This window comes from Leifsonia lichenia (assembly GCF_054780215.1).
In genome coordinates this window covers 78,084-93,855 of sequence record NZ_BAAGWT010000003.1, presented here as the reverse complement: position 1 = coordinate 93,855, position 15,772 = coordinate 78,084, and the positions used below count along the sequence as shown (strand labels likewise).

General features: G+C 70.6%; 12 protein-coding genes and 1 riboswitch. Of the genes, 6 read left to right on the top strand and 6 right to left on the bottom strand.

The genetic code is table 11. The annotated features are described in order from the left end of the window. The first annotated feature begins 5 nt into the window (after positions 1-5). From ACYVGI_RS10215 to ACYVGI_RS10205, 3 genes are all read left to right on the top strand, one after another. Positions 6-1,595, top strand: a complete 1,590-nt coding sequence (locus tag ACYVGI_RS10215) for a S53 family peptidase (RefSeq protein WP_460632513.1) — start codon at positions 6-8, stop codon at positions 1,593-1,595. 79 nt (positions 1,596-1,674) lie between these two features. Next, on the top strand, positions 1,675-3,450 hold the full coding sequence (locus ACYVGI_RS10210; protein WP_460632512.1) for a cell wall-binding repeat-containing protein: 1,776 nt from the start codon (positions 1,675-1,677) through the stop codon (positions 3,448-3,450). 25 nt (positions 3,451-3,475) lie between these two features. Beyond that, entirely contained in the window at positions 3,476-4,492 is a 1,017-nt protein-coding gene (locus ACYVGI_RS10205) for a YeiH family protein (protein ID WP_460632511.1), read from the top strand. An 85-nt stretch (positions 4,493-4,577) separates the two neighbouring features. Here ACYVGI_RS10205 and ACYVGI_RS10200 read toward each other — a convergent pair whose 3' ends face one another. Beyond that, the gene (locus ACYVGI_RS10200) at positions 4,578-4,898 is read right to left on the bottom strand and encodes a DMT family transporter (RefSeq protein ID WP_460632510.1); all 321 of its coding nucleotides are present in this window, start codon (positions 4,896-4,898) and stop codon (positions 4,578-4,580) included. Between the two features lie 10 nt (positions 4,899-4,908). Beyond that, positions 4,909-4,974, bottom strand: a riboswitch (guanidine-III (ykkC-III) riboswitch). 92 nt (positions 4,975-5,066) lie between these two features. On the opposite strand from ACYVGI_RS10200, the gene ACYVGI_RS10195 reads away from it, so the two are divergent. Both ACYVGI_RS10195 and ACYVGI_RS10190 read left to right on the top strand, forming a co-directional pair. Continuing rightward, entirely contained in the window at positions 5,067-6,365 is a 1,299-nt protein-coding gene (locus ACYVGI_RS10195) for an O-acetylhomoserine aminocarboxypropyltransferase/cysteine synthase family protein (protein WP_460632509.1), read from the top strand. Positions 6,366-6,460: 95 nt separating this feature from the next. After that, a complete protein-coding gene (locus ACYVGI_RS10190) occupies positions 6,461-6,991 on the top strand; it encodes a CoA-binding protein (RefSeq protein ID WP_460632573.1) in 531 nt (176 codons plus the stop codon). 171 nt (positions 6,992-7,162) lie between these two features. On the opposite strand, the gene ACYVGI_RS10185 is transcribed toward ACYVGI_RS10190, so the two are convergent. Next, positions 7,163-7,747, bottom strand: coding sequence for a class I SAM-dependent methyltransferase (locus ACYVGI_RS10185; protein ID WP_460632508.1), 585 nt, complete (start codon positions 7,745-7,747; stop codon positions 7,163-7,165). Between the two features lie 98 nt (positions 7,748-7,845). Here ACYVGI_RS10185 and ACYVGI_RS10180 point away from each other — a divergent pair, with 98 nt between their 5' ends. Beyond that, the gene (locus tag ACYVGI_RS10180; protein WP_460632507.1) at positions 7,846-11,262 is read left to right on the top strand and encodes an ATP-binding protein; all 3,417 of its coding nucleotides are present in this window, start codon (positions 7,846-7,848) and stop codon (positions 11,260-11,262) included. Positions 11,263-11,586: 324 nt separating this feature from the next. Here the strand turns inward: ACYVGI_RS10180 and ACYVGI_RS10175 are convergent, their stop codons facing one another. From ACYVGI_RS10175 to ACYVGI_RS10160, 4 genes are all read right to left on the bottom strand, one after another. Continuing rightward, positions 11,587-13,206 carry a PH domain-containing protein gene (locus tag ACYVGI_RS10175; protein WP_460632506.1) on the bottom strand — a complete coding sequence of 540 codons (1,620 nt, stop codon included), beginning with the start codon at positions 13,204-13,206 and terminating at the stop codon, positions 11,587-11,589. Beyond that, on the bottom strand, positions 13,203-13,715 hold the full coding sequence (locus tag ACYVGI_RS10170) for a PH domain-containing protein (protein ID WP_460632505.1): 513 nt from the start codon (positions 13,713-13,715) through the stop codon (positions 13,203-13,205). The genes ACYVGI_RS10175 and ACYVGI_RS10170 overlap by 4 nt, the downstream gene beginning before the upstream one ends. Before the next feature lie 74 nt (positions 13,716-13,789). Beyond that, positions 13,790-14,608 carry an ABC transporter permease gene (locus tag ACYVGI_RS10165; protein ID WP_460632504.1) on the bottom strand — a complete coding sequence of 273 codons (819 nt, stop codon included), beginning with the start codon at positions 14,606-14,608 and terminating at the stop codon, positions 13,790-13,792. Further along, complete coding sequence (locus tag ACYVGI_RS10160) at positions 14,605-15,606, bottom strand: ATP-binding cassette domain-containing protein (RefSeq protein WP_460632503.1); 1,002 nt, start codon at positions 15,604-15,606, stop codon at positions 14,605-14,607. The genes ACYVGI_RS10165 and ACYVGI_RS10160 overlap by 4 nt, the downstream gene beginning before the upstream one ends. Between the last annotated feature and the right edge of the window lie 166 nt (positions 15,607-15,772).

The following is a 15,772-nucleotide window of genomic DNA, read 5'->3' as shown; positions in this document are numbered from 1 at the left end:
TGGGTATGGATGCGAACCAGCCGATCGACCTCGTCCCCCTGCCCGGCAGTGAGCGGCCGGAGACCCCCGGCGTCACCGCCCACTCCGCGATCGACCCTGCCACGACGGTCGAGGCGACGCTCGTGCTGCGGCGGCAGACCGAGCTGCCGGACGACGCTCTGATCACGCCGGTCAGCCGCGCGGACTTCGCGAAGACGTACGGCGCATCCACTGCTGACGTGGACCTGGTCGCGTCGACGCTGGAAGGCCTCGGCCTCACCGTGGTCGACGCGAACGCCGCAGAGCGCAGGGTGCGCGTCTCCGGACCGTCGGCGCTGGTCGCCAGAGTGTTCGGCACCGACCTCGATCGGGCGACGGCCCGGGATGCGGCCGACCGGGAGTTCACGCACCGCAGCCGCACCGGTGGGCTGAGCATCCCCGCCGCGCTCGACGGAGTCGTGACCGCCGTTCTGGGGCTCGACGACCGTCCGCAGGCGCGCGCGCTGTTCCGGGTGGCACGGCCGCGGGCGGTGAGCACCAGCTACACGCCGCTGGAGCTCGGCGCGATCTACCGCTTCCCCGCCGACACGGACGGCAGCGGCCAGACCATAGCGATCATCGAGCTCGGCGGAGGGTTCGAGCAGAGCGACCTCGACACCTACTTCTCCGGGCTCGGGATCGCCGGCCCCACCGTGACAGCGGTCGGCGTCGATGGGGCGGCGAATCAGCCGGGTTCCGACCCGAACGGGGCGGACGGCGAGGTGATGCTCGACATCGAGGTGGCAGGGGCGCTCGCGCCGCGCGCGCACATCGTCGTGTACTTCGCGCCCAATACGGACGCCGGATTCGTGGATGCGGTCACCACCGCCGCCCACGCCGACCCGACGCCCGCGGCGATCAGCATCAGTTGGGGCCAGTCGGAGGACGCCTGGACGGCGCAGGCGCGCACCGCGTTCGACCAGGCGCTCGTCGACGCCGCGGCGCTCGGGGTGACGGTGACCGCGGCGGCCGGCGACGACGGGAGCAGCGACAGGGCGACCGACGGCAAGGCGCACGTCGACTTCCCCGCGTCGTCTCCGCACGCGCTGGCCTGCGGGGGCACCAGGCTGAGCGCCGACGCATCCACCGGAGTCGTGCAGTCGGAGACGGTGTGGAACAACGGAACGGGAGGCGGAGCGACCGGCGGTGGCGTCAGCGCCGCCTTCGCGCAGCCGAGCTGGCAGAAGAACGTCGGTGTCCCCGTCGGCGCGGGCGGTGTGGATGCGGGTGGAAGCGCGAACGGACCGAGCGGTCGCGGGGTGCCGGACGTCTCGGCGGTCGCCGACCCGCAGACCGGCTACCGCGTGCTCGTCGACGGCAAAGAACTGGTGATCGGAGGCACGAGCGCTGTCGCACCGCTCTGGGCGGCACTGGTGGCCCGCATCGTGCAGTCGACGGGCAAACCCCTCGGCCTCGCTCAGCCCGCGCTCTACGACTCGGTGGCGAAAGGGCAGGTCGCCGCGGGGTTCAGGGACATCACGAGCGGCGACAACGGAGCGTTCCAGGCGACAGCGGGCTGGGATGCGTGCACCGGTCTGGGCGTTCCGGACGGGACGGCGTTGCTCGCCGCGCTGTGACGCCGCGCTGTGACCGCGCTCTCAAGACACCCCTAATGGGACATAGGCGTACGGACCGACCGACCAGTACGCTCTGCCCGTGACCCGAAACCAGCGCCCCAGGCGCGCACTCAGAACCCTCTTCGTCGGCGGTGTGGCGGCAGCGCTCACCGTCGCCGGTCTCGCCCTCGTCCCGACCGCTGCGATGGCGGCCTCGACATACACGGTCAGCGGAACTGTCGCATACGACGTCGCGGGCGGTGGAACGACGACGAACGAGTCGTCGTACGTGCTTCTGCAGCCCCTCACGGGGAGCACGCCGCGGCAGCCGCTCTCCGCCAACGCGACCAACGGCACCTGGAGCGTTTCGGGCGTCGCGCCCGGTCGGTACCGCGTGCAGTTCCGGGCGACGCAGGACGGCGTCAACGCCGGAACCTGGGTCGGCAGCACGTTCGAGGACTCCGCGCAGGTCGTGACGGTGACGAACGCGAACGTCTCCGGCCTGACCGCGACGCAGCCTGTCGCCGGGTCGATCAGCGGCACGGTCTCAGGAGCGACGGTGGCCGGCGGAATCCGCGCATACCGGCTCAATCCGGCGACGGGACTGTTCGAGCAGTTCAACGAGGTGGCGCCCGTGCTCAGCGGCTCCGGCGCATACTCCCTCGCCGGCCTTGCCGCCGGCGAGTACGTCGTGCGGTTCGCCGACGTGAACGCCACGCAGCCCAACTTCTCCACGAGCTACTACGACAACTCCGACACTCTCTGGGACTCCACACCGATCACCGTGGCAGCAGGCCAGAACATCACCGGCATCGACGGGTCCGTCGGCGCCTGGTCGTACTACAGCGGCCGCATCGCCGGGGCCGACCGCTTCGACACCTCGGTGCAGGTCGCGCTCGGCTCGTACTCGGCCGGCCAGGCGAACGTCGTCTACGTGGCGAACGGCGTGAACTTCCCGGATGCGCTCGCCGCCAGCGCAGCGGCCGCGCGACTCGGCGGGCCACTGCTGCTGACGCGTCAGGACTTCGTCCCCGCCAGCGTCGTCAACGCCATCACGACCCTCGCACCGCCGAAGATTGTCGTCGTCGGCGGGCTCGCTGCGGTCGGAGCGTCCGCGTTCGCGCAGTTGCAGAAGCTCGCCCCCAGCGTCACCAGGGTCTCCGGAGACGACCGGTTCGCCACCTCACGGGCCGTCGCGGGCGCCTTCGCGGGCAAGCACGTCGACAGCGTCTTCATCGCGACGGGCAACAGCTTCCCCGACGCGCTCGTCGCCGGCTCGGCGGCCGGGTACCAGGGCGGCGCACTGCTCCTCGTCAACGGCTGGTCCGGTTCCCTCGACGCCGCGACGAAGTCGATGATCGCCTCCCTCTCTCCGCTGCGCATCTACATCGCGGGCGGCGCCAACTCGGTGTCGACCGGCATCCAGCGCGACCTGGAGAAGCTCGGCGTCCCCACCGTGCTGCGCCTCGCAGGCAACGACAGGTTCGGCACGGCGCAGGCCGTCAACAAGGAGATCTTCCCCTTCGCCGACACCGCGTTCGTCGCGAGCGGGCTCGGCTTCCCCGACGCCCTGTCGATCTCCGCGATCGCCGGCGCGAGCGGATCGCCGCTCCTGCTCGCCGTGCCAGAGTGCATCCCGTACGGCGAGTTCACCGACTCGAACCTCCAGGGTGTTTCGCTCTACTGGGGGGTCGGCGGAAAGAGCGTGCTGAGCATGGACATCGAGCACCGGATCACGTACTGCCAGCCCGGTCTGTACGGATCGAGCGCGCAGCTCGGCGCTGCCGCAGCGCCGACGTCGACCGACACGAAGCCGATCACGCTCGACTCCGCGAAGCTGAACGCGGCGATCACGGCAGGGCGGGCGAAGCACTAGCCGCCGTTCGGCCACAATAGGAGGAATGCAGAGTCCGACGGCCGCCACCCGCACGCCACCACGGTGGATACCCGGAGTGGCGGCCGCCGCTCTTGCAGCGCTGGCCGCGTGGGGCATCCACTGGCTGGTGCCCGCGGTTCCGCTGCTGACCGCCGCGGTCGTGCTCGGGATCGTCGTCGGACAACTGCCGTTCGCGCGGCCCGCCGTGACGGGTGGGCTCGCCCCCGGGCTGTCGGTGGCGGCCAAGCGGTTCATGCGCCTCGGCGTCGTGCTGCTCGGACTCAAGCTGAGCCTGGGCGACATCGCCGACCTGGGCTGGCTGACCATCCTGACCACCGTCGGCATCGTGCTGGTCACGTTCGTGGGGACGATGTGGCTGGGCCGGCTGTTCAGGCTGCCAGGACACCAGCCGCTGCTGATCGCGACCGGGTTCTCGATCTGCGGAGCGTCGGCCATCGGAGCGATGAGCGGCGTCGTCAAGTCGAAGGACGAGGAGGCCGCGACGCCGGTCGCCCTGGTGACCCTGTGCGGGACGCTCGCGATCTTCGTGCTGCCCGTGCTGTGGCATCCACTGGGGTTGAGCTCGCTGCAGTTCGGGCACTGGGTGGGAGCAGGGGTGCACGACGTCGGGCAGGTCGTCGCGACCGCTCAGCTCGCCGGACCGGCCGCGCTGGCCGTCGCCGTGGTGGTGAAGCTGACGCGCGTGCTGATGCTGGCTCCGATGGTGGCGGTCGCCTCGGTCGTGGAGCGCCGCCGTCACGTCGAAGGCGACCCCGCTGCCAAGCGCCCGCCGATCGTGCCGCTGTTCGTCGCCGGGTTCATCGCGGCGGTGCTGGTGGCGTCGTTCGTCCCGCTTCCGGATGCGGTCCTGTCCGGAGCGGACACCATCCAGACCGCGCTGCTCGCTATGGCGCTGTTCGGCCTCGGCACCGCCGTGCGCCTCCGCACGCTCCTCGGCACCGGCTGGCGAGCGCTCGCGGTCGGGCTGCTCTCCTGGGTGCTCATCGCGGCCCTCGCGCTCGTCGCCGTCCACCTCTCCTGACCTCGGCGTGCCAGCCATCGAGCCCAGGCTTTTTCACCTCAAAAGCGCGTCTTAGGGTGAAAAAGCCTGGGCTCGATGGCTTGGGTCAGTGGGAAGAGGTCAGCTTGAGGCCGATGATGCAGGCGACGAGACCGAGGATGAGGAGCACGCGCACGAGGGAGAAGCCCTCGCCGCCGAACAGCATCGCGTAGAGCACGGTGAGGGCAGCGCCGATCCCGACCCAGACCGCGTATGCGGTGCCCGTCGAGATGTCGCGCATCGCGAACGCCAGCCCGCCCATGGATGCGATCAGCGCCACTCCGAAGATCACCGACGGCCAGAGCTTGGTGAAGCCGGAGGAGAGTCCGAGCGCAGTGGCCCAGACAGCCTCGAGAACACCAGAGATGATGAGCACGATCCACGACATGATTCACTCCCGTGGCCAGTCTTGTCGCGCACCGGGTACTGATCCGTCGTCCGGGATCGCGAATCAAGCGATCTAATACAAGTGTATCACAACGGCTTTCGACGGCCCGTTGCGGTCTGTTACGCCGCCGCCCCGCGCACCCGTCTCCCGCTCCGGTAGCTTGGCCTCATGGCAGATCGCGAATACGGCTTCCGCACGCGTGCGATTCACGCGGGCAACATCCCCGATCCGGTGACAGGCGCCCGCGCCCTCCCGATCTACCAGACCAGTGCGTTCGTCTTCGACGACACCGCGGACGCCGCCGCCCGCTTCGCCCTGCAGAAGTACGGCAACATCTACTCGCGCCTCGCCAACCCGACCGTCGCGTCGTTCGAGGAGAGGGTCGCCAGCCTGGAGGGCGGTCTCGGCGCCGTCGCGACGGCAAGCGGGCTGAGCGCGCAGTACATCACCTTCGCATCCCTCGCAGGGGCCGGCGACCACATCGTGGCCTCCGCCAACCTCTACGGAGGGTCGATCACACAGCTCGACGTCACGCTGCGCCGCTTCGGGGTCGAGACCACCTTCGTCCAGAGCGCCGACCCGGCCGACTACGCCGCGGCGATCACCGACAAGACCAAGCTGGTGTTCGCGGAGACCATCGCGAACCCGTCCGGCGAGATCGCCGACATCGAAGGTCTCGCCGAGGTGGCGCACGCCGCAGGCATCCCCCTCGTGATCGACTCGACCATCGCGACGCCATACCTCAACCGGCCGATCGAGTGGGGCGCAGACATCGTCATCCACTCGGCCACCAAGTTCCTCGGCGGACACGGCACCACCCTCGGCGGCGTCGTCGTGGAGAGCGGCAGGTTCGACTGGCACAGCGACAAGTTCCCGCTGTTCGGGCAGCCGGTGCCCTCGTACGGCGGGCTGGAGTGGTCGGGCAACTTCGCCGAATACGCCTTCCTCACCCGGCTCCGCGCCGAGCAGCTCCGCGACATCGGACCGTCGCTCGCGCCGCACTCCGCGTTCCTGCTCGCGCAGGGCGTCGAGACGCTGCCGTACCGCATCCAGGCGCACGTCGACAACGCACGCGCCGTTGCCGAATGGCTGGATGCTGACCCCCGCGTCGAGTCCGTGTTCTGGGCCGGACTCCCCGCCCACCCGCACCACGACCGCGCCCAGAAGTACCTGCCGAAGGGCGCGGGCAGCGTGTTCAGCTTCGTGGTGAAGGGCGGCCGCGCGGTGGGCCAGAAGTTCATCGAGTCTGTGAACCTGGCCAGCCACCTCGCCAACATCGGCGACGCGAAGACGCTCGTGATCCACCCCGCGTCGACCACGCACGCGCAGCTCACCGAACAGCAGCTCCACGACGCCGGCGTGCTGCCCGGCGTCGTGCGCATCAGCGTCGGCATCGAAGATGTGGACGACATCATTTACGATCTGGATCAGGCCCTCACCATCGCCGTGAAGGAGACGAACGCATGACGATCGCAGACGCATCCGCATCCACCGCATCCGCGGGTGCCGCGCCCGCTGGTGCCGCGCCCGTCGAGACAGAGCAGGTGCAACTGGTCAACGGGCTGAGCTGCACCGTCCCGTCCGGCTCGCCGCTGGCGAAGCTGCTCAAGTCGCAGCGCACCTGGGAGGGGCCGGACGCGAAGGAGCGCCTGCGCATCCTGCGCGCGGCGAAGTCGGTCGCGATCGTGGGCGCCTCCCCCAACCCGGCGCGGTCGAGCTACTTCGTCGGCACCTACCTGCAGCAGTCCACCGACTATCGCGTGTACTTCGTGAACCCGAACGCCGACACCATCCTCGGCGAGAAGGCATACCCCGACCTCGCCTCACTGCCCGAGGTGCCCGACATCGTGGATGTGTTCCGCAAGCCAGGCGATCTGCCCGCGGTCATCGACGAGGTCGTCGCGGTCGGCTCGCCCACCGTCTGGGTTCAGTTGGGGATCTGGAACCAGGAGGCGGCCGAGTACGGCGAATCCAAGGGCCTCACCGTTGTCATGGACCGCTGCATCAAGATCGAGCACGCCCGCTTCCACGGCGGCCTGCACCTCCTCGGCTTCGACACCGGCCAGATCACCGCGCGCAAAACCCTGCGCTGACCGCGTCTTCCCTCGACCCCGTTCCCGACCCCGACCCCGACCCCGACGCAATCGAGCCGGGAGTTGTGCACGGCTGGGCTCGGCGTGTCGCGTGCATAAGTCCCGGCTCGATTGCGTCGGGGGCGGGTCGGGACGGCGGGGCGGGGCGGCGGGGCGGGACGGCGGGGCGGGTCAGGCGCGAGCGACGACGTGGAAGACGTGCCAGTGCTTGGGGCCCTCGAACGACATGCCGCGGCGGTCCTCCTCGGCGAGCTGCAGGACGTCGAGGCCGGTGAGCATCCCCTCGACGCCGGCGCGGTCGTGGAAATTCATCCGTGGACGGCCGAACCACTCATCGTGCGGGCCGAAGAACTGGCCGGCGAACACCGCGCCGGGGCGCAGCGCATCCCGGATGTCGGCCCAGAGATACGGGAAGTGGGTGGCGTCGCAGAACGGCAGGGCGAACCCGGCGTAGACGAAGTCGCTCGCCGGAAGCCCGCCGAGGGTCTCGAACCCCGCGCGGCGCACGTCGACGAGGTCGGCGAGATCCGGCCCGAGCTGTGCGGCGACGCGCTCCTCGACGCCGGGATCCGCATCCACCGCCAGCACACGCCAGCCGTGCTCGGCGAGAAACCTGGTCTCGATACCGTCGCCGCAGCCGAGGTCGATCGCGTCGCCTGGCGCATCCCCCTGCCACGCGTCGAGGCCGCTGAGGAACGTGCCGCGCACTCCCCTGCCGCCCTGTGCCGTGTAGAACTCCGACCAGTCGAACGCCATGATCCTCCTCGCCGAGACGGGTGCTCCGAGACGGGTGTTCGCCCTGAGCCTACGCGCGCGTGCGGCTGGACGTCGCCTGCTGTCGCTACTATCGGCAGGTGGAGTCTCGGCCGTCGTCCCCTCGGATCGCGATTCTCGGCCCCGTGCTGGTCGAGGACCGGTCGGGCGCACTCGCCGAACCCTCCGGCGTCCTCGGCAAGAGCCTGATCGTCGCACTCGTGCTCGCGCGCGGCTCGCTGTCTGTGCCGTCCCTGGTCTCCGACCTCTGGGACGACACGCCTCCCCGGCAGGAACGCGCCGCCCTGCAGACCCTCGTGTCCCGCGTGCGCACCATCACTGCGGACGGGCTGCTGGAGTCGACCCCGAGCGGGTATGCGCTCGGCGTCGACGACGGCGCGACCGACCTCGGCCTCGCCAGACGCCACCTGGAGCTGGCGCGCGAGGCGGACAAGAACCAGGATGCGGTGGCCATCGCCGCCGAGACGCGGGCGGCCCTCGCGCTCTGGCGCGGCGAGCCAGGCGTCGAGCTCGGCGCGACCCCGCTCGCCGACGAGCTCGGCCGCACCGCCGCCGCCCTGCACGACGAACTGCTCCTGCTGCGCGCCCGCGCCTCGCGCCTGCTCGGCGACCCGGACGCCGCGCTCAGCGACCTGCGACGCCTCGCCGACGCCTCCCCGCTCGACGAGGCCGTGCAGCTCGAGCGGATGCGCGCCCTCGACGCCACCGGCCGCCGCACCGACGCCCTGCGCGTCTTCGCGGAGGTGAAAGAGGCGATGCTCGACCGCCTCGGCACCCGGCCGGGGTCGGAGCTCGTCGCGTTCAACGCAACCCTGCTCGTCGAGAACGAGACGCCGCCCGCGCCGGCCGCAGGGGCGCGTGTGCGGATCGGCCTCCGCGCCGCACCCAACGCGCTGATCGGGCGCGAGTACGACCTGGACGCGCTGGAAGACCTCATCGCCACGTCCCGCCTGACCACCATCCTCGGCGCAGGTGGGCTCGGCAAGACGCGGCTGGCGCAGGAGATCGGTCACCGCGCCGCGCACACGCCGTCCGTGGTCTTCGTCGAGCTCGCGAGCGTCCGCGACGGCGACGACGTGACGCTCGCCCTCGCCTCCACCCTGGGCATCCGCGAAGCGGCGGCCACCCGTCCGGGCGACCCCGGCGCGCGCGTCGACCTGCGCTCCCGCATCCTGGGCGTGCTCGGCGAACGCGAGACGCTGCTGATCGTGGACAACTGCGAGCACATCGTGGACGCGGCAGCGGCCTGGATCAGCGACATCCTCGAGTCGGTCGCCACCGTGCGGGTGCTCGCGACCAGCCGCTCGCCGCTCGCCATCGGCGCGGAGCATGTGTATCCGCTCGACTCGCTGTCCAGCAGGGCACGGGATGCGCACGGCCGCTCCGCGCATCCGGTCGGCGCGGGCAACGGCAACGGCGCGGGCAACGGCAACGGCAACGGTGCGGGCAACGGCAACGGCCGCGGCGTCAGCGTCGGCCGCGGTGTCAGCGTCGACAGCGGCGTCAGCGCCGACGCCGACCGCGGCCCGGCCGTCGACCTCTTCGTCGAGCGAGCCCGCGCCGCGCGCCCCGGCGTCGTCCTCCCCCTCGACACCATCGCCGACCTGTGCGAACGGCTCGACGGTCTCCCCCTCGCCATCGAGCTCGCCGCCGCCCGCATCCGGTCGATGTCGGTCGACGAGATCGCGCGTCGCCTCGGCAACCGGTTCGCGCTGCTGACCGGGGGCGAACGCACCGCGCCTGAGCGCCACCGCACCCTGCTCGCCGTCATCGACTGGAGCTGGAACCTGCTCGGCACCTCGGAGCGCGTGCTGCTCCGACGGCTGTCCCGGTTCCCGGACGGGTTCAGCGCCGACGCGGCCGACATCGTCTCCGGCGATGACGCATCCACTGTGCTGGACGACCTCGAGGCGCTGGTGAACCAGTCGCTCGTGACCGTCTCCGAGGACGAGACCACCGGCATCCTGCGCTACCGGCTGCTGGAGACCGTCCGCGAGTTCGGCGAGCTCGCCCTCGCCGAAGCCGGAGAGACCGCGCTGGTGCAGACGCGGATGGCGGACTGGGCACGCAGCTTCTCCCGGGATGCGCTCGGCCGGATGAACGGACGGGAACAGGTCGCCCAGTTCCGCAGGGTGACGGCCGAGCAGGACAACCTGGTCGCCATCCTGCGCACCGCGCTCGACGCGCACGACGGAACAACGATCGTCGCGGTGTTCGCCACGCTCGGCTACTACTGGTCGCTGCGCAGCGCGCACACCGAAGTGATCGCGTTCGCGCCCGGCATCCTCGCCGCGCTGCGCGACTGGGAACCGCACGACGAAGCGGAACGGATCGACGCCGTCGCGGTGTACGCGATGATCGGGGGCACCTTCCTCTTCCTCGACCAGCGCACGTCGCTGCGCGCGATCACGCGCCTGAAGCGCGCTCGCGGTCACGGCCCCCTGCCGGACAGCCGGCTGGACGCCCTCGCGAACGCCGTCGCGCTCGGCGGCCGGGCGGGGCCGAGCGTCGCGCTGATGGAGCGCTACCGGGAGTCGTCGGACACCGGCCTCGCCGCGATGGGGAACCTTCTCCTCGCCCAGCTCGCCGAGAACGCCGGCGACCTGGAGGAGGCCATGACGGGTGCGCAGCGCGCCTGGGACAAGGCGAGAGCCGCCGAGGACACCTGGAGCACCGCATCCGCGGCTCAGTCGCTCGCGCAGGTGCACAGCGAACTCGCGCATCCCTCCGAAGCGATCCGGTGGGCGGAGCGTGCGCAGACCGGTTTCGGCGAACTGCAGGCCGTGGGCGACGTGCGGCAGATCGACTGGATCATCGCCATCAACTCGGTGGCTCTCGGCGACCTCGACCGAGGCCGCGACCTGCTGGAACGCTACCTGCGCGACCAGGACGACACCGGGTTCGACTACGTCGACTATCTGGGCGTGGCGTACGCGGGCCTGGCGGAGGTCGCGCTCGCGGAGGGCGACGACGCCGAGGCGGTGCGCCTGTTCCGCGACGCGGTCGGCATCTTCGGCCGCTCGGAAGCGCTCACCAACCCGTGGCTCGTGATCCTCGCGGGTGCGGCGGTGCTCTCGCTGCAACGCATCAGCCTGCGCGCGCCGGAGGTCGTGGGCACGGAGGCGGTGGCCGAGCTGGCTCGGGAGCTGCGCCGCCGGATGCTCGTGAACCATATGCTGCAGTCGTCATACGTCGACAAGCCGGTCGTCGGCAGCGGGATGATAAGTCTCGCCGGGTGGATGCTCGACCCGCGCACCGCGGACGGCCGCGACGTCGCCTGGGTGGACTCCGCGCTCCGCCTGTACGCGCTGGCCATCCGGCTGAACGCCCGGCAGGACCTGCCGAGCCTGCACCGCGACATCCTCCGCGCCGAGATCGTCGCGGCGTGGGGCGACGAACGGTTGGATGCGGCCCTCGCGTCCGTGGCCGACCTCTCGCGCGACGCGGCAGGCGCCGAGGCGTTCGAGCTGGTGCGCTCGCTCCGTTTCGGCGCCTGAGCGCGCGCCCGCGCTCTCGCCGGGCGATCTCCGTCCGGACGGAGTTCCCGCGCGCTCAAGTCGCCTTCTCCTTCCGAACGGAGTGCGAGGAAGCTCCCGGCCGACTCCGTCCGGACGGAGACTTCGCGCGCACCGCGGCGCGCCGCTCCGTCCAGACGGAGTTCCCGCGCGCTCGGGCCGCCTTCTCCTTCCGAACGGAGTGCGAGGAAGCCACCGGCCGACTCCGTCCGGACGGAGATTTCGCGCGTATCAACTGGATTCTCCTTCCGAACGGAGTTGGCGGCGGCGTGTCGGCCGCCAACTCCTTTCGGACGGAGCGTGCGCCTACGCGCTTGGGGCGACAGGCGCAGCCGGCACGGCCGGCGCAGCATCGGCCACCTCGTGGCGGACGCTGATCGCCTCGACGAGCGGCCACACCGCATCCTGGGGCAGGTCCGGGATGACGACGCGGTGCCTGCCCGCCGCGGTCGTCGCGATGAGGGTGGAGAGCCCCGCCCTGCGCTGGAAGAAGCTGCGGCGCACGGTCCAGCCGATGATGCCCTCCGTCGCGAGCACAGCGCGCCTGCGGTTCAGCGAACCGCTCCTGGCGATCAGCCAGCCGGGCAGCAACGCGTGTCCGAGGCCGCGCCAGCGATCGGCGGCGAGCAGGGCGGACGCCGGGACGATCACCACGAACGCCCACCAGACCAGCGGAGACAGGACGCCGAGCAGTTGCAGCACCAGCGCCGCCGCCGCGAGCACACCGGCGAACGACGCAGCCCTGGTGTATCGCCTGCGGTGGGCGCGTCTGCCGTGCGTGACCAGCTCGACGTCGAGCGGTTCGCGCCCGCCGAGCACCACCGAGGCGATCCGCACGGCCTCCTCGCGCGGCCCGGGCGGTGCGAGCAGGGCGACCCCGCCGCGCTGGCGGCCGAGGCCGGTCATGATCGCGTGGGCGGACGCCGCTCCCGCCAGCCGCAGCGACAGCGGCTCGGAGAGCTGCGCGCCGCGGAGGCGGGTCTCGTCGAGCGTGATCTGCCTGGCGCGCAGCAGTCCGTGACTGATGTGCAGTGTGTGCGACCCCGCCCGGTGGATGCTGAACCCGCCGTAGGACAGCGCATACCGCACCATCGCCACAGCAGACGCGAGGACCACCAGGACGATCGACCCCCACAGCGCCGTCACCAGCAGCGGCAGATGGGTGACCCAGCCGATCCCCTGCTGCACCACCGCCAGCCTGGTGAGCACACCCCCTTCGAAGAAGTTGAGCTGCACCACGAAGAACACGACGGCGACGATCGACGCGACACCGCTCAGGGTCAGCGGGGCATACCGCACCCAGCGCGGCGACCACCTGCTCAGGTTGGCCGGCGGCGCAGCGTCGGCGGCGGCGTCCGGTGGCGCCAGCCGCAGCAGCTCACTGCGCAGGGCGGGCAGGTCGCGCAGCGCGACGGCGTTCAGCGCGAGCTCCTCCTGCCCGTGGGATGCACCGGTTCCGACCTTGACGATCGCCAGCCCGAACATCCGGTGCAGGAGGGTCGCATCCACATCCACGCTCCGGATGCGGTCCCTCGGCGCAGACAGCGTCCGCCGGTTGAGCACACCGCTGCGCACCTGCACGTGCGTCGGCGTGATGCGGTAGGTGGTCGTGAAGAAGCGCAGGACGCCGAAGACGACACCGAGCCCGGAGAGCACGTATGCCCACCACGGCTCGCCGCCCGCAGCCCCGGCCACGAGCGCGATGAGCAGCACGGGCAGGTACCGGATGAGCTCCCGCAGTGGATGCACGAGGAGCATGAGCGGGTTGAGGCGTCGCCATGGTTCGGTGGACGGGTCCACCGCGTCATCCCTGGTAACCGCGTCGTCCCTGGTAACCGCGTCATCCCTGGTAACCGCGTCATCCCTGGTAACCGCGTCGTCCCTGGTAACCGCGTCGTCCCCGCCGCGCTCGTCGGCGGCGCTCATGTCGCGTCGCCCTCCGAGTGCTGGGCGACCTCCGCGAGGATCGCGACGACCTCGCGCGCGACCGCGTCGTCGAGGGCGTGGATGGTGAGGGCGCCCGCAGACGACGCGGTGGTGATCGTCACCGAGGTGAGGCCCATCATCCGCATCAGGAACCCGCGGCGGGAGTCGACGGTCTGGAGCCGGGCGATCGGCGCCACCCTGGTCTCCTGCGTGAACCAGCCGGAGCGCACGAAGATCGCGTCCTCCGTGATCTCCCAGCGGTGCACGCGGTAGCGCCAGCGCGGCATCACCGCGACGTGCACCGCGGCCGCGACGACCGTGAGACCCAGCCCCGCGAGATGCAGGGGCTGGGTCCAGGCGTCGGCCAGCAGCATCCAGAGCAGTTGCAGCGCGGCGAAGACCGTCCAGCCGACCGCCGCATCCCACGCCCAGAACCGGACCGCGCGCGTGCTCGGCCGACCGGACGGCTCCGTGACCAGCGCGGCGATGCTTCCGACGACGGTGCTCATGGGCTGTCCTTCTCTGAGAGTGGGATGCGGTTGGATGCGGTGGGATGCGGACTGCCGCCTACAGGTCCGGGATGTTACGCCTTCCGCATGTAGGCGCGCACGGTGAGCGGGGCGAACACCGCGACGATCACCGCGGCTCCGAGGAGGGCGAGCCAGCCGTCAGCGCCGAAGGTGCCGTTGTTGGCGAGGTCGCGCACCGCGGTCACCAGGTGAGACACCGGGTTCACGTTGACGAACCAGCGCAGCCAGTCCGGAAGCGAGTCGACCGGCACATAGGCGTTCGACAGGAACGTGAGCGGGAACAGCACCATGAAGGAGATGCCCTGCACCGAGCTCGCGGTGCGTGCGATCACCCCGAAGAAGGCGAAGATCCAGCTGATCGCCCAGGACGACACGATCACGAGCAGCCCGGCGAGGATGACGAAACCGATGCCGCCAGCCGGACGGTACCCCATGATGAAGCCGACCACGAAGGTGATCGTCGTCGCGATGGCGTAACGGAGGGTGTCGGCGAGCAGCGCACCGGCCAGCGGGGCGATGCGCGCGATCGGCAGCGACTTGAACCTGTCGAACACGCCCTTGTCCATGTCCTCGCGGAGCTGGACGCCGGTGACGACCGAGGTGGTGATGACGGTCTGCACCAGGATGCCCGGGATGAGGTTGGGCAGATAGGTCTGCACGCTTCCGGCGACGGCGCCACCGAACAGGTACGCGAACATGACTGTGAAGATGATCGGCTGCAGCGTCACATCGAACAACTGTTCCGGCGTGCGCTTGATCTTCAGCAGGCCGCGGTACGCCATCGTGAACGAGTTCGCGAGGCTCTGGGTGAGGCTGACGTGGTTCTTCAGTTTCCGCTCTGACGGCGGTGTGATGACGGTGAGGGCGCTCATGCGTCGACCCTTTCTGCTTCTGCGGCGTCTGCTGCGCCGGACTTCTCTTCTTCGACGCCGTGGCCGGTGAGGGTGAGGAACACCTCGTCGAGCGTCGGCTTCTGCACGGACATCTCGGTGAGGTGGATGCCCGCTTCGCGGAACGTCACGAACAGGTCGGTGACCGCATCCGGGTTGCGCATGGGAGCGGTGATCCGCGATCCCTCCGGCGACACGACGGCATCGACGCCGAGCACCGTGCCGATGGCGCGGCGTGCGTCCTCCATGTCGGACGGGTCGGCCAGGCGGAGCTGCAGCGACGATTCGCCGACGGACGCCTTCAGTTCGTCGGCCGTGCCCTCGGCGACCACGCGACCGCGGTCGATGACGGCGATGCGGTCGGCGAGCTGGTCGGCCTCGTCCAGGTACTGCGTGGTCAGCAGCACGGTGGAACCGGTGGCGACCAGGCGACGGATGGTGTCCCACATCTGAGCGCGCGTGCGCGGGTCGAGGCCGGTGGTCGGCTCGTCGAGGAAGATCAGCGGCGGCTGCGCGATCAGGCTGGCGGCGAGGTCGAGGCGGCGACGCATCCCGCCGGAGAACTTGGCGATGGGGCGCTTGGCCGCCTCGGTGAGACCGAACTCTTCGAGCAGCTCGGCGGACTTGCGCTTCGCCTCCGAGCGGCTCAGACCGAGCAGCCGGGAGAAGATGACGAGGTTCTCCGTGGCGGAGAGACGCTCGTCGACGGACGCGAACTGGGCGGTCACGCCGATGAGCTGGCGGACGACCTGCTGCTCTCGCGCGACGTCGTGGCCGAAGATGGTGGCGGTGCCCGCATCCGGCTTGAGCAGCGTGGCGAGCATGGAGATGGTGGTGGTCTTGCCGGCGCCGTTGGGGCCGAGCACACCGTAGACGGTTCCGGCGCGGACGCTGAGGTCGACGCCGTCGACCGCGCGGTTGTCGCCGAAGACCTTGACGAGCCCGTGGGCTTCGACCGCCCACTCTGAGCTGGTGGTCATGGTGATCCTTCCTGATGGATGGGATTCGAGTTGATGGTGACGATGTTCCACGGGCGCGCTTACACAGCGCTTACGTGCCGCTTACACGTGTGTGGCAGGCGTGTAAGCGCGCCGGATGCAGATGGATGCGCGGGGATGTGCGGGGATGCGCCGGGATGCGCCGGGA